The organism is uncultured Algibacter sp., assembly GCF_947487605.1.
Taxonomy (GTDB): Bacteria; Bacteroidota; Bacteroidia; order Flavobacteriales; family Flavobacteriaceae; genus Algibacter_D.
Map to the genome: position 1 here is coordinate 93229 of NZ_CANKXK010000008.1, position 12998 is coordinate 106226.

Below are 12998 nucleotides of genomic sequence, written 5' to 3' on the forward strand. Positions count from 1 at the left end.
AAACTTTAATTTAAATGAAAAAAATACTTTTATTCTCTTTAGCGCTAACAGTATTTGTTAGTTGTAAAAAAGAAACCAAATCTGAAAAAACAGAAGAAACAATTTCTGCTGATAGTACAGAAAAAACAGCAAAGCAAAGCGATGGGTTAACTTTATTAAAAGGTGATTTTGTTTATTATGATGGTGCTGCTGTATTACAAACACATGCCGATATTTATGGTGTTTTTGTAACCGATAAAATGTTGGAATTAAACACGCAAGCTGAATCTTTTAAAAAAGTACCAACCGATATGGTACAAGTTGAAATAAGAGGAAAGATTACCAATAAAAAAGACGAAAAAATTCTTTGGGAACGCAAAGTAGAAATTGTAGAAATTTTAAAAGTTTCTGCTCCAAAAGAAGATAACGACGTTGTAAAACTAGGAAATTAATCAAAATATAAGAATCAAATTCCAAATTCCAAACCTAAAAGAACAGATTAAACAAACCATTATAATTTGGTGCTTTAAATTTGGGATTTTAAATATTTAATATGTTAAAAATAAACAACTTACACGCAAGTGTTGAAGATAAAAGTATCTTAAAAGGTATTAACCTTGAAGTGAAACCAGGTGAAGTACATGCAATCATGGGACCCAATGGGTCTGGAAAAAGCACTCTAGCATCTGTTATTGCTGGGAAAGAAGAATACGAAGTAACCAAAGGTAATATTGAATTTGATGGCGAAGATATTGACGAACTAGCTGCCGAAGAACGCGCTCATAAAGGTGTGTTTTTATCATTCCAATATCCTGTTGAAATTCCAGGAGTGTCGGTAACTAATTTTATTAAAACGGCTATTAACGAATCTCGTAAAGCCAAAGGCTTAGATGATATGCCAGCTAAGGAAATGTTGAAATTAATTCGTGATAAAGCCGATTTATTAGAAATAGATCGAAAATTCTTATCGCGTTCTCTTAACGAAGGGTTTTCTGGTGGCGAGAAAAAGAGAAACGAGATTTTCCAAATGGCTATGTTAGAACCTAAATTAGCAATTCTTGATGAAACCGACTCAGGTTTAGATATCGATGCCTTAAGAATTGTTGCAAATGGTGTAAATAAACTAAAAAACAAGGACAACGCAGTAGTTGTTATAACGCATTATCAACGATTGTTAGACCATATCGTCCCAGATTTTGTTCATGTATTACACAATGGTAAAATTGTAAAATCGGGAACAAAAGAATTAGCGCACGAACTCGAGAAAAAAGGATACGACTGGATTAAAGAAGAAGTTGGCGCTTAACACGAATAAGCAGTATTCTGTTACTGTTAGCAGTCTGCTTACTTGTAACCGAACACTAAAAAAGTTTAAAAAAATAGTAAACAGTTTTTTTGTTTTATTCTCATTATCTGAATACTGAACACTGCAACTGAAAACTGAAAAGAATGGAATTAAAAGAAAAATTATTATCATCATTCATGGTCTTCGAAGACAAAGTAGATATAGATACTTATGTTCACGATATTAGAAATGAGGCAATAAAAACATTTGAAGAAAAAGGTTTCCCTACAAAAAAGGAAGAAGCTTGGAAATACACATCTTTAAACAAACTATTGAAAGAAGATTATAGTGTTTTTCCTAAACAAGAGAACGCTATTGAATATCGTGATGTAAAAAAATATTTTATTTACGATATTGATACTTATAAAATAGTATTTATAGATGGTAAATATTCTTCTCACCTGTCACAAACTACACATGATGGAATGGATGTTTGCCTTATGTCTGCAGCACTTACTAAACCAAAATACCGTTTAGTAATTGAAAATTATTTTAATAAAGCAGCCACAAAAGATAGCTTACCATCTCTTAATACTGCATTTTCAAGTGAGGGTGCTTATATCCATATTCCTAAGAATAAATTAGTAGAAAAGCCTATTCAAATAATTCACTTTTCTACAGGAAATGAATCTGCAACCATGTTACAACCTCGTAACTTGATTGTCGTTGAAGAAAACTCACATGTTCAAATAATTGAACGTCACCAAAGTTTAACAAGTAACCCAGTACTAACCAATAGTGTTACCGAGGTATTTGCAAAAAAACGCGCTATAGTCGATTATTATAAAATACAAAACGACAACCTTAAAGCATCACTTATAGACAATACCTTTCTTAAACAAAAACAAGAAAGTATTTGCTCGGTTCACACGTTTGCATTTGGAGGAAAGTTAATACGTAATAATCTTAATTTTTATCAAGAAGGTCAACGTATTGATTCTATTTTGAAAGGGGTTACCATTATTGGAAATAAGCAACACGTAGATCATAATACACTTGTACATCATATCGAACCTAATTGCGAAAGTCATCAAGATTATAAAGGTATTTTTGGCGAAAACTCTACAGGTGTTTTTAACGGAAAAATTGTTGTTGAAAAAGAAGCGCAAAAAACAAATGCTTTCCAATCGAACAATAATATTTTAATAAGCGACAAAGCCACAATTAACACCAAACCACAATTAGAAATTTTTGCAGACGATGTTAAATGCTCACACGGTTGCACCATCGGTCAATTAGACGAAAGTGCCATGTTCTATATGCGATCGCGAGGTATTCCAGAAAAAGAAGCCAAGGCGCTTTTAATGTATGCATTTAGTAACGATGTTATGAATTCTGTTAAAATTCCAGAATTAAAACAGCGCATCACCAAAATTATAGCCAATAAACTAGGTGTAAATCTTGGATTCGATTTATAATCCATTATGTCATTCCTTCAAAAGGAAGGAATCTCATAATACTAATTAAAACATTATTAATTTGAAGCTATTTCCCGCTATCCGCTGTATCTTTTTCTCGTTCCTCAAAAAAGATTAAGACTATAAAAATAGTCGAACGGCGACTACGGGGCTAAACTATCTGCCATGTTCAATGTAGAAGACATAAGAAAGGACTTTCCTATACTATCCCGTAAAGTAAACGGCAAATCTTTGGTGTATTTAGATAATGCTGCTACTTCGCAAACACCACAACAGGTAATTGATGCAATAGTCGATTATTATTCAAATTATAACGCGAATATCCATAGAGGTGTACATACCCTAAGTCAAGAAGCAACTGATTTATACGAGCAAGCTCGTCAAAAAATTCAAGCACATTTTAATGCAAAATTTTCGCATGAAATAATTTTTACCTCTGGAACAACCCATAGTATTAATTTAGTAGCAAACGGGTTTTCCTCATTACTAAAAAAAGGTGATAACATTATAGTTTCTGCACTAGAACACCATAGCAATATTGTGCCATGGCAAATGTTATGTGAACGAACAGGAGCAACATTACAAGTTATTCCTATGAACGAGGATGGTGAATTGGTAATAACAGAATACAACAAGCTACTTTCTAAAAACACAAAGTTAGTTTTTGTAAATCACGTTTCTAATGCATTAGGAACTGTTAACCCTATCCAATATATTATTGAAAAAGCGCATAACGTAGGCGCAGCAGTATTAATAGATGGTGCCCAATCGAGTCCGCATATTAAAGCAGATGTGCAAAACCTAGATGCCGATTTCTATGTGGCTTCAGCACATAAAATGTGTGGTCCAACAGGCGTTGGTATGCTCTACGGAAAAGAGTCATGGTTAAAAAAATTACCGCCCTATCAAGGCGGTGGTGAAATGATTGCAGAAGTAACTTTTGAAAAAACCACATACGCCGATTTACCCCATAAATTTGAAGCTGGCACACCAAATATCGCTGGAGGTATTGTTTTTGGTGCAGCAATAGATTATATGAACTCAATAGGCTTCGAAAACATTGCTACCTACGAAAACGAATTACTAGAATACGCCACAGAAAAACTTTTGCAAATAGAAGGCTTAAAAATCTATGGGACTTCTAAACATAAAACGGCTGTTATTTCTTTTAATCTTAAAGGAATACACCCTTATGATATTGGCACAATACTAGATAAATTAGGAATTGCTGTCCGCACTGGGCATCATTGCGCCCAACCCATTATGGATTTCTACAAAATACCTGGAACTGTTAGAGCCTCATTTTCATTCTATAATACAAAAGCAGAAATAGATTCGCTGGTAGATAGTATTAAGAAAGCTAAAATGATGCTATCCTAAGTATTATTAATTTTCACAATTCAATCAAAAAAACATCTTCCAACTTACATTTTTACTGTTAATTATCTAACAGTTGAATGCTGTTTGTCGAATAATTAACAGTTTTTTTAATAAATTTTTAATTATTTAACAAAAAAAACTATCTTCCCCGTCGACTAATTCAAATAATTTTTAAAATGAGAAAAGTACTTTTAAGTATGGCTGCTGTAGCCCTATTATTTACAGCGTGTAATGATGATTCTAAAGCAATAAATCAAGAACAAGAAATCGACATGAGCGATTTTTATGTTTATACTGATGGCGATGATGGATCAGCTTCCAAATCTGCAAATTCAAAGAACAAATTAAAAACCTGTCATACTATGAATATATTGAACAGGCAACTAAACGAAAACCCTGGGCTTGCCAAAAAAATGTATGATATTGAATATCAAACAAGAGCATTCATCGCTGGAAAAAAAGGTGGCAATGGCAATGGCAACGGTGGTGGTGGAAACGGAGGAGGTGGAGAACCTACACCAGATAATTTAGGAATAATAAATATTCCCGTTTATGTACATGTTGTGTATAGCAATTCTAATGAAAACATAAGTGATCAGCAAATTGCTTCGCAAATAACTGTTTTAAATAAGGATTTTAGAAAAACAAATAATGATATTACTCTTGTACCTTCAGAATTTGATGCAGTAGTAGCCGATAGTGAAATTACATTTTCATTAGCGCAAACTTTCAGACATTCTAATTCTAGAGCCTCTTGGGGAACAAACAATGATGTTAAAAGCACCTACCCACCAGTATCTCCATCTACTCATTTAAATATTTGGGTTTGCAATATCGGAGGTGGAATTTTAGGTTATGCTCAATTTCCAGGTGGTAGCCCATCTACAGACGGTGTAGTTATATCACCTCAATATTTTGGAACCCAAGGTTATGTTTCTGCTCCTTTTAATGGAGGTAGAACTGCTACTCATGAAGTTGGTCACTATTTGAACCTTCGTCATATTTGGGGAGATGGAAGATGTCGTCAAGACGATTTCGTTTCAGACACACCTTCATCTGATAGACCAAATTACGGATGTCCATCTTATCCAACAGCACATTGTAGAAGTAATGATATGACTATGAATTACATGGATTATGTTGATGATGCTTGTATGTATATGTTCTCTGAAGGTCAAAAATCAAGAATGCGTGCTATTTTTGCTTCAGGTGGTCCTCGTGAGAGTATGGCTCCATAAATAATACTTTAAATAATATTAAAAAGACGCCAACTTTGGCGTCTTTTTTGTACATTAAATTGAAAACAAAATTACTTCAATGAAATTCATCATAGCTATTCTAAGTATAATTATACTTCGTTGTTGTTGGGGACCCTCTGAATATCAAGTCATGCAAAGTTTACAACTCAACGATTCAATTATGAAAGAACTAAACGGAACCTATAAAATCACAAACTTGCATAACGCAGATGTTTCATCATTTGAATTGAATATAACATTCAACAAAGACACGAAGGGAGTAAATGGTTTTTCTGGGTGTAATCGCTTCTTTGGTTCATATACACTAGATAATGAAAAACTCAAATTTGACTCATTGGGGTCTACAAGAATGTCCTGTCAAGATGATGCCAATAACATTGAAGCGCAACTGCTAAAAGCACTAGAAAGTGCGAATACTATTCTGTTTAATGAAGAAGGTTTTTCATTATTTAAAAATAAAATCTTACTTCTTTCCGCTATAAAAGAAACACAAATCATACTGAATTTTGAATACACTGCTAGCTCTCGTGGCTACTATAAGAACATAAAAATTAACAAAAAGCAAATTTTAGTCTCTAATAAAAGAGGAAACGAGCCAAAAAGTAATGTGTGTTCAAAATCTAATTATAATAAGCTTATTGAGTTTGCAAAAAAGATTGAAATCAATAATCTTCCAAACTTAGAACCGCCATCTAAAAACCATCAATTTGATGGAGCTCCCTTAGCTAGACTAAACATTACTTACAATGGAGATACATATGAAACTCAAAGTTTCGATCATGGCAATCCTCATATAACAATAGCATCACTTGTTAAAGAAATCTTATCAATAGCCGAAAACATTGAATAGCAACTTTTGATGTTGTATTTTTGCATTAAAATTTGTGATTGTGACTATTAAAAACATCCAAGACGAAATAATAGACGAATTCTCAATGTTTGAAGATTGGGAAGAACGTTATCAATATATGATTGATTTAGGGAAAGAATTACCCCTAATAAACGACCAATATAAAACGGAAAGCAACATCATAAAAGGTTGTCAAAGTAAAGTATGGGTGCATGCAGAAATGAAAGATGATAAAATTATATTTACTGCCGATAGTGATGCCATTATTACTAAAGGTATTATAGCAATTTTGATTCGCACGTTTTCAAATCAACACCCAAAAGATATTATTGATGCCAACACCGATTTTATTGATAAAATAGGATTAAAAGAACATCTATCGCCTACCCGAGCAAACGGATTGGTAAGTATGGTAAAGCAACTAAAAATGTATGCAATAGCATATCAAACACAGTTGAATTAAGCTAATGGTTTGCTGTGGAGTCGTTTAGAGCCTTCTCGACTTAACATCAAACAACTTAACAACAAACAATTTAGATTATGAGTGAAGCAACAATAGATACCGCCGAATTAGGTGAAAAAATAGTAAACGTTTTAAAAACAATTTACGACCCAGAAATACCTGTTGATATATACGAACTTGGGCTAATCTACGACGTTTTTGTAAACGAAGATTACGATGTTAAAATATTAATGACCTTAACAACACCTAACTGTCCCGTAGCAGAAACATTACCTTTAGAGGTTGAAGAAAAAGTAAAATCGTTAAACGATGTAAAAGATGCCGAAGTTGAAATTACTTTTGACCCACCTTGGACACAAGATTTAATGAGTGAAGAAGCAAAACTTGAATTGGGAATGCTTTAATTTAGTTATAATTGTCCTTATACCTAACTGGTTAACTACAAAAATTGAAACACCATATTTCCATGCCAGACGAAATTATAAATCGCGTTGCGAATAGCAAATTAGCAACTATTGATTTGGAAGATTTTTATCCAGAAGGAAAACGCATTCTATTCGATATTAAAGATTGGTTGTTTGAAGGTTTTGTGCTCCGTGAAAAAGACTTTAGAGATCAAGTATCAAATCATGACTGGAGTCAATATAAAGACGCTTATGTTGCATTAACATGTAGCACCGATGCCATTATTCCAGGATGGGCCTATATGCTATTAAGCATACATTTAGAACCGTATACTAATCGGGTGATAACTGGTGATTTAGAACAACTAGAAACTTCCATTTACCAAGATATTATTAATAATCTTGATGTTTCAGATTATAAAAATAAACCTATTATTATTAAAGGCTGTGCTAACAAGCCCGTACCACAGAATGCCTACATTATGCTTACCAACAAGCTTAAACCTTTTGCAAAATCAATTATGTATGGGGAAGCCTGCTCTTCGGTACCCTTATACAAGAAAAAATAATTGTTAGTGACCAATATATATTACAGTGTCTAAACCTTATATTTGCACAAATTTTATACCCAAATGAAAATGAAAAAATTATTACTCGTGTGTGCCTTTTTTATTGGAATTATTTCAATGCATGCACAAACAAAGGAAGAATTACAAGCTCAAAAAGCCGAAAAGCAAGCCGAAGCCGATGCTGCTCAAGCTGAAGCTAACGCATTGCAAGCCCAAATTGACGCTCTTCCAGGGTGGCGCACAGGTGCATTTGGAACCATTGGTGGTAGCTTGTCTAATTTTAATAATTGGTATGCACAAGGAACTCCTAACAACTCCTCTGGAAACATTGGATTTACATTTAATGGTTACGCCAATTTAATCCAAGAAAAATTCTTTTGGAGAAACGCTTTAACCACCAACCTAAACTGGGTAAAGCTTGATAACAAAGATGATCCTAATGACGATGATAGTTTTAACCCTACAACTGATGTCTTTAATTTGTCTTCGCTTTACGGAAGAAATATTACCAAAACATTAGCTATCTCTGGGTTAATGGAATATAGAACTACCTTACTCGATAACTTTAACGACCCAGGCTATTTAGATCTTGGTGTTGGAGCAACTTGGACACCTATTGAAAACTTGATAGTGGTTATTCATCCATTAAACTACAACTTTGTATTTAGTAGTGGAGATACTGTGTTCGAATCTTCACTTGGCGCAAAAATAGTGGCAGATTACACCAGACAAATTGGAGCTATTAACTTTAAAACGAACTTATCTATGTTTCAAAGTTATAAAAGCTCAGATTTTTCAAATTGGACCTGGACCAACTCTTTTAGCTATACTCTGTGGAAAATGATTGGTGTTGGTTTTGATTTTGGATTAAGAAGCAATAAACAAGAAGCCTTAAATTACGTATTAGGACAATTTGATCCTTTGGCAGTGCCTGCTCAAACAGAACCAACTTTTGAAAATATAGATAACGACTTACAAACCTATTATACAGTTGGTTTAAGTTATAAATTCTAAACATCAATTATAACTACTATTAAAAAATGTGCTTTCTTGAAAAAAGGAAGCGCATTTTTTGCGTTAGGGATAGAAGTGGTAGCTTTTTGTCCCGCTAGGGCGGGAAGCCAAAACTATTAACGGATAGCCCGACCCTTGTGGTAACGCCATAACACTACTCCATGTCTTCGTAATTATAATCTGGATATAAGAAATGGTTATATGGAAAACGGGTGATATGAATCTGCCTAACCTCATCGTAAACCCGCTTTTTAAAATCTTCAAGATTTTGCTTGTTCAATGCAGAAATAAACAAAGCGTTATTACCCACTTTGCTCATCCAGGTACTTTTCCATTCGTCAAGAGAATAATGTTTTTCTGTACGTTCTGTTTCTAAATCATCTTCATCTAGTGGTTCTGCTTCATAAGCATCAATTTTATTAAACACCATAATGGTTGGTTTATCCCCACTTTTAATTTCGCCTAAAATTTTCTCTACAGAAGCAATATGCTCTTCGAAATTAGGATGCGAAATATCTACAACGTGCAGTAACAAATCGGCTTCTCTAACTTCATCTAAAGTACTTTTAAAACTATCTACCAATTGGGTTGGTAACTTTCTAATAAACCCAACCGTGTCGCTTAATAAAAATGGTAAGTTTTGAATAACAACTTTCCTAACGGTTGTATCAAGTGTTGCAAATAGTTTATTCTCGGCAAATACTTCGCTCTTACTAATAGTATTCATTAAGGTAGATTTACCAACATTTGTATAGCCTACCAAAGCAACCCTAACCATTTTTCCTCGGTTACCGCGCTGCACTGCCATTTGTTTATCGATGGTTTTAATACGTGCCTTTAACAATGCTATTTTATCTCGAACAATACGTCTATCTGTTTCAATTTCTGTTTCACCTGGTCCGCGCATTCCAATACCCCCTTTTTGACGTTCAAGGTGTGTCCACATTCCTCTTAATCGTGGTAACAAATATTCGCATTGGGCTAATTCTACCTGTGTTCTGGCATAGCTTGTTTGTGCGCGTTGCGCAAAAATATCAAGTATTAGATTTGTTCTGTCCAGCACCTTAACATTTAGTATTTTACTAATGTTACGTTCTTGTGCTGCAGATAATTCGTCATCAAAAATGGCTGTACTAATATCATGTTCTTCAATATATTCTCGTACATCTTCCATCTTACCTGTTCCTATAAATGTTTTAGGGTTAGGCATCTCCATTTTCTGTGTAAAACGTTTCATGGCATATCCCCCAGCGGTAAAAGTTAGAAACTCTAACTCATCTAAATATTCTTTAGATTTTTCTTCGTTCTGATCTTTAGTAATAACACCAATTAACACTGCTTTTTCTAATGCACTATCTTTCTTTTCAATCATATAATTAAATATGTTGCAAAGTTACATAATTGAACTCATTTTCGTTTTTATATTTTTAAGCCTATTTTTGATTTATGACAAACACCTTCGACGATATACCCGTACGCCACAATATGCAAACCGTGGCGTTTTACAATCTTGAAAACTTATTCGACCTTAATGATGACCCGCATACAAATGACAACGACTTTCTGCATACATCTGTGAAAAAGTGGACACCTAAACGCTATAAAAATAAATTAAGAAAATTAGGCTTTGCTATTTCTAATATTGGAAGAAGAGAAACAGGAAAGCATCCTGCTATTGTTGGACTAGCCGAAGTTGAAAATGCCAAAGTAATTGAAGATTTAATCGCATCGAAACATCTAGAAAATTGTAATTATAGCTACATTCATTATGATTCTTTAGATGAGCGTGGTATTGATGTTGCTCTTTTATATGATAGCACAGCCTTTGTTGTGCAGCATTCTGAAACATTTACAATTCAATTAACAGATGATGATGGGACTCCTGACTACACACGAGACATCTTGCTCGTATCTGGATTACTTGATAATGAATATATTCATGTTATAGTTAATCATTGGTCATCAAGACGTGAAGGCGAAAAAGAGACAGAACATAAACGAATTGCTTCTTCTGATAAAGCTGGAGAAATAATATCGTCCATACGAGCTAATAATCCTGATGCTAAAATTATAGTAATTGGCGATTTTAATGATGACCCATCTAACAATAGCATTAAACGTTTAGTAGAAGGTTTTGATTTGCACAACCCAATGGAAACTCTGCGTTCTTTTAATCGAGGCACCACAAACCATAACCGCCAATGGAATTTATTTGATCAAATATTTTTTTCAACTAACTTTTTTAAAAGTACTCGCGATAAGTTTGAATTTAGCTCTGCTAATATTTTTGATGAAGATTTTTTAAAGCTATTTAACGGCAAATATAAGGGCACACCGTTTAGAACTTATGTAGGTAAAAGATATAAGGGTGGTTATAGTGATCATTTCCCTGTATATGCCATTTTTAAGAAGTAACATTAGACCTGTCAGGTTTAAAAACCTAACAGGCCTGTAACAATTAAACTGCTTGATATACTATATATGTTAAACCCAAAACAGCAAAGGGTAATAACCAAAGGAGGTATATGTTGTGTGTTTTAGATTTCTTTTTAATCATTTTTGTATTTATCATCATACGTCTTTTGCCGGTGTATTGCATCCAGTTTTTAAAATAAATAAAAACCATGGCTAAGACAAATAAACCCCATGCTTTGGTCGACGACATAGTAACCATATTCATTTGCCTAAAAAACCCAGCAAAAAATACGCCTAAAAGTAGAAGCAATGTTCCTTGCAAAAAGGAAATATATACAATGGCAATACTATTGGCTTTTTGTTTATGGTTATTTTTATAAAATGAAAATACGGTATAAAAAAATTCATCAAAGACTGTCATGGGCTAAAAATATAAAAGCCTGCTAGATTAGCAGGCTTTATGTTTGAAAATATTAAATATTTATGGAACAGAAATTTTAACCAAACTAATATCAATGTTGGTAGAAACTGTAGCATCAGCACTATCATAAACAAATGCAATTACAGCATTTCCAGATATACCTGACATGTCTATTGGGTTTGTGCGTTCATAAATATTATCATAAAAACCTGTATTGTCTTCTAATGCATCAATTTCAGATGAGCCTATCTCAACCCAAGTAGCAATAGAAGGATCCTGACCAGCACTGTAGTCTTCTGAGTAATATGCCTTTAATGGCTGACCATTACTAAACGCATCGCCTATTTCTAGTATCATTTCTTCATTTTCTTGAGCATCAAAATCTATTGATGGTGAAATTAACCAACTTACCATTTGTACAATATTTCCAGATGAAAACGCAGTTCCCCTAGCATAAGAAACTCCTCCAAAACCAGCAGCTCTCCAGCTTTGAGTGCCTACAGTATTGGTCACTTCCCACCCATCTAAGCCATCGTTAAAGTTTTCTTCAAAAACAGGGTCGCAACGTTGTCCGTTATCAAAACTTATATCTCCAGCACTATTAGTTATTAGAACACTAAAGTCGTCTCTAAAATCTCTACTGTAGATTCCTTTAATAGATCCCCTGTCTTGTGGAATCTGCAAAGATTTAAAATCTGCAAAAGTACTTGTTTGCAACTCAATTTCTCCTGTTGCATCACAACTTAAAATAGTTCTAAAACCATCAAAATTATCACTAGGTTCACCTGCAAAAGTTAATGGTAACTCTCCTAAACCAAACTGAACATTGTCTAATTGAATATAAGTGTTTTCGTCATCCTCAGTTAAATCTTCAATAGCAGAAATTTTAGGTGTAATTTCAGAAACCTCAGAACTTCTTATAACTATATCTTTGTATTCAAATTCTTGAATTTGTTCTAAGTCTTCCCCTTCTCCTTTTGCAATAACTAATACCCCATTTGAAACTCCAATTGTTAGTCCACTTAACTTTACATATACTTTACGACCAAACTCATATGTGTTATATAAACTACCAACATTTACTTCTACTTTAAAACCTAGTCTTGGATCTTCAGTTGGGTCGCTATCATCTATTTTATTTTGAATGATTAACTCTTCAAAAAAGTTACTTGCTTTATCGCTTGATACTACATATCCTTCAATATATAACTCTTCATCTAAACCTATTATTGCCGTAGGATCTCCATTAGCTTGAGCTTGTTCTAATCTCGATTGGATAGCTTTAAATGTTGTTATTTTATCTGTTGGAATATCTGGTTCGTTAATGGTTAAATTTGGCGTGTCATAATCGTCGTCGTGCACACATGATGCTAAAACAATTATAAATGCAAATACACTTAAAAGGGATATAATTTTATTCACTTTATTCATAATTAGGTTTTTTTCTGATTCTGGAAATGCTAAGCATTTCATATATGTTT

14 protein-coding genes are annotated in these 12998 nt (G+C 33.6%); 11 read left to right on the plus strand and 3 right to left on the minus strand.

Annotation, left to right across the window (positions count from 1 at the left end; all coding sequences use genetic code 11):
* Positions 1–14 precede the first annotated feature (14 nt).
* From Q0739_RS10540 to Q0739_RS10585, 10 genes are all read left to right on the plus strand, one after another.
* Positions 15–431 (plus strand): hypothetical protein, encoded by a 417-nt coding sequence (locus Q0739_RS10540; protein ID WP_298238692.1) that lies wholly within the window; start codon positions 15–17, stop codon positions 429–431.
* Between the two features lie 101 nt (positions 432–532).
* Positions 533–1285, plus strand: a complete 753-nt coding sequence (sufC, locus tag Q0739_RS10545; RefSeq protein ID WP_298238693.1) for a Fe-S cluster assembly ATPase SufC — start codon at positions 533–535, stop codon at positions 1283–1285.
* A gap of 143 nt (positions 1286–1428) precedes the next feature.
* Positions 1429–2742 carry a Fe-S cluster assembly protein SufD gene (gene sufD / locus Q0739_RS10550; RefSeq protein WP_298238694.1) on the plus strand — a complete coding sequence of 438 codons (1314 nt, stop codon included), beginning with the start codon at positions 1429–1431 and terminating at the stop codon, positions 2740–2742.
* 165 nt (positions 2743–2907) lie between these two features.
* A complete protein-coding gene (locus tag Q0739_RS10555) occupies positions 2908–4122 on the plus strand; it encodes a cysteine desulfurase (RefSeq protein WP_298238695.1) in 1215 nt (404 codons plus the stop codon).
* A gap of 176 nt (positions 4123–4298) precedes the next feature.
* Positions 4299–5360, plus strand: coding sequence for a zinc metalloprotease (locus tag Q0739_RS10560; protein WP_298238696.1), 1062 nt, complete (start codon positions 4299–4301; stop codon positions 5358–5360).
* A gap of 79 nt (positions 5361–5439) precedes the next feature.
* A complete protein-coding gene (locus Q0739_RS10565; RefSeq protein ID WP_298238697.1) occupies positions 5440–6231 on the plus strand; it encodes an META domain-containing protein in 792 nt (263 codons plus the stop codon).
* 40 nt (positions 6232–6271) lie between these two features.
* Positions 6272–6694 carry a SufE family protein gene (locus tag Q0739_RS10570; protein ID WP_298238698.1) on the plus strand — a complete coding sequence of 141 codons (423 nt, stop codon included), beginning with the start codon at positions 6272–6274 and terminating at the stop codon, positions 6692–6694.
* Between the two features lie 77 nt (positions 6695–6771).
* Positions 6772–7098, plus strand: coding sequence for an SUF system Fe-S cluster assembly protein (locus Q0739_RS10575; protein WP_298238699.1), 327 nt, complete (start codon positions 6772–6774; stop codon positions 7096–7098).
* 62 nt (positions 7099–7160) lie between these two features.
* Positions 7161–7667 (plus strand): DUF2480 family protein, encoded by a 507-nt coding sequence (locus tag Q0739_RS10580; RefSeq protein ID WP_298238753.1) that lies wholly within the window; start codon positions 7161–7163, stop codon positions 7665–7667.
* A 69-nt stretch (positions 7668–7736) separates the two neighbouring features.
* Positions 7737–8681: a DUF3078 domain-containing protein gene (locus Q0739_RS10585; RefSeq protein ID WP_298238700.1), complete on the plus strand. Its 945-nt coding sequence runs from the start codon at positions 7737–7739 to the stop codon at positions 8679–8681.
* Between the two features lie 154 nt (positions 8682–8835).
* On the opposite strand, the gene hflX is transcribed toward Q0739_RS10585, so the two are convergent.
* Positions 8836–10053 (minus strand): GTPase HflX, encoded by a 1218-nt coding sequence (gene hflX / locus Q0739_RS10590; protein ID WP_298238701.1) that lies wholly within the window; start codon positions 10051–10053, stop codon positions 8836–8838.
* Positions 10054–10127: 74 nt separating this feature from the next.
* Here hflX and Q0739_RS10595 point away from each other — a divergent pair, with 74 nt between their 5' ends.
* The gene (locus tag Q0739_RS10595; RefSeq protein ID WP_298238702.1) at positions 10128–11096 is read left to right on the plus strand and encodes an endonuclease/exonuclease/phosphatase family protein; all 969 of its coding nucleotides are present in this window, start codon (positions 10128–10130) and stop codon (positions 11094–11096) included.
* Between the two features lie 43 nt (positions 11097–11139).
* Here the strand turns inward: Q0739_RS10595 and Q0739_RS10600 are convergent, their stop codons facing one another.
* The gene (locus Q0739_RS10600; RefSeq protein ID WP_298238703.1) at positions 11140–11517 is read right to left on the minus strand and encodes a hypothetical protein; all 378 of its coding nucleotides are present in this window, start codon (positions 11515–11517) and stop codon (positions 11140–11142) included.
* 60 nt (positions 11518–11577) lie between these two features.
* Positions 11578–12990, minus strand: a complete 1413-nt coding sequence (locus Q0739_RS10605) for a DUF5689 domain-containing protein (RefSeq protein ID WP_298238704.1) — start codon at positions 12988–12990, stop codon at positions 11578–11580.
* Positions 12991–12998: the final 8 nt, after the last annotated feature.

Bases quoted from the DNA above. Each gene is read 5' to 3' on its own strand.
- Q0739_RS10540 (WP_298238692.1), top strand. From the start codon at position 15: ATGAAAAAAATACTTTTATTCTCTTTAGCGCTAACAGTATTTGTTAGT.
- sufC (WP_298238693.1), top strand. From the start codon at position 533: ATGTTAAAAATAAACAACTTACACGCAAGTGTTGAAGATAAAAGTATC.
- sufD (WP_298238694.1), top strand. From the start codon at position 1,429: ATGGAATTAAAAGAAAAATTATTATCATCATTCATGGTCTTCGAAGAC.
- Q0739_RS10555 (WP_298238695.1), top strand. From the start codon at position 2,908: ATGTTCAATGTAGAAGACATAAGAAAGGACTTTCCTATACTATCCCGT.
- Q0739_RS10560 (WP_298238696.1), top strand. From the start codon at position 4,299: ATGAGAAAAGTACTTTTAAGTATGGCTGCTGTAGCCCTATTATTTACA.
- Q0739_RS10565 (WP_298238697.1), top strand. From the start codon at position 5,440: ATGAAATTCATCATAGCTATTCTAAGTATAATTATACTTCGTTGTTGT.
- Q0739_RS10575 (WP_298238699.1), top strand. From the start codon at position 6,772: ATGAGTGAAGCAACAATAGATACCGCCGAATTAGGTGAAAAAATAGTA.
- Q0739_RS10580 (WP_298238753.1), top strand. From the start codon at position 7,161: ATGCCAGACGAAATTATAAATCGCGTTGCGAATAGCAAATTAGCAACT.
- Q0739_RS10585 (WP_298238700.1), top strand. From the start codon at position 7,737: ATGAAAAAATTATTACTCGTGTGTGCCTTTTTTATTGGAATTATTTCA.
- hflX (WP_298238701.1), bottom strand. From the start codon at position 10,053: ATGATTGAAAAGAAAGATAGTGCATTAGAAAAAGCAGTGTTAATTGGT.
- Q0739_RS10595 (WP_298238702.1), top strand. From the start codon at position 10,128: ATGACAAACACCTTCGACGATATACCCGTACGCCACAATATGCAAACC.
- Q0739_RS10600 (WP_298238703.1), bottom strand. From the start codon at position 11,517: ATGACAGTCTTTGATGAATTTTTTTATACCGTATTTTCATTTTATAAA.
- Q0739_RS10605 (WP_298238704.1), bottom strand. From the start codon at position 12,990: ATGAAATGCTTAGCATTTCCAGAATCAGAAAAAAACCTAATTATGAAT.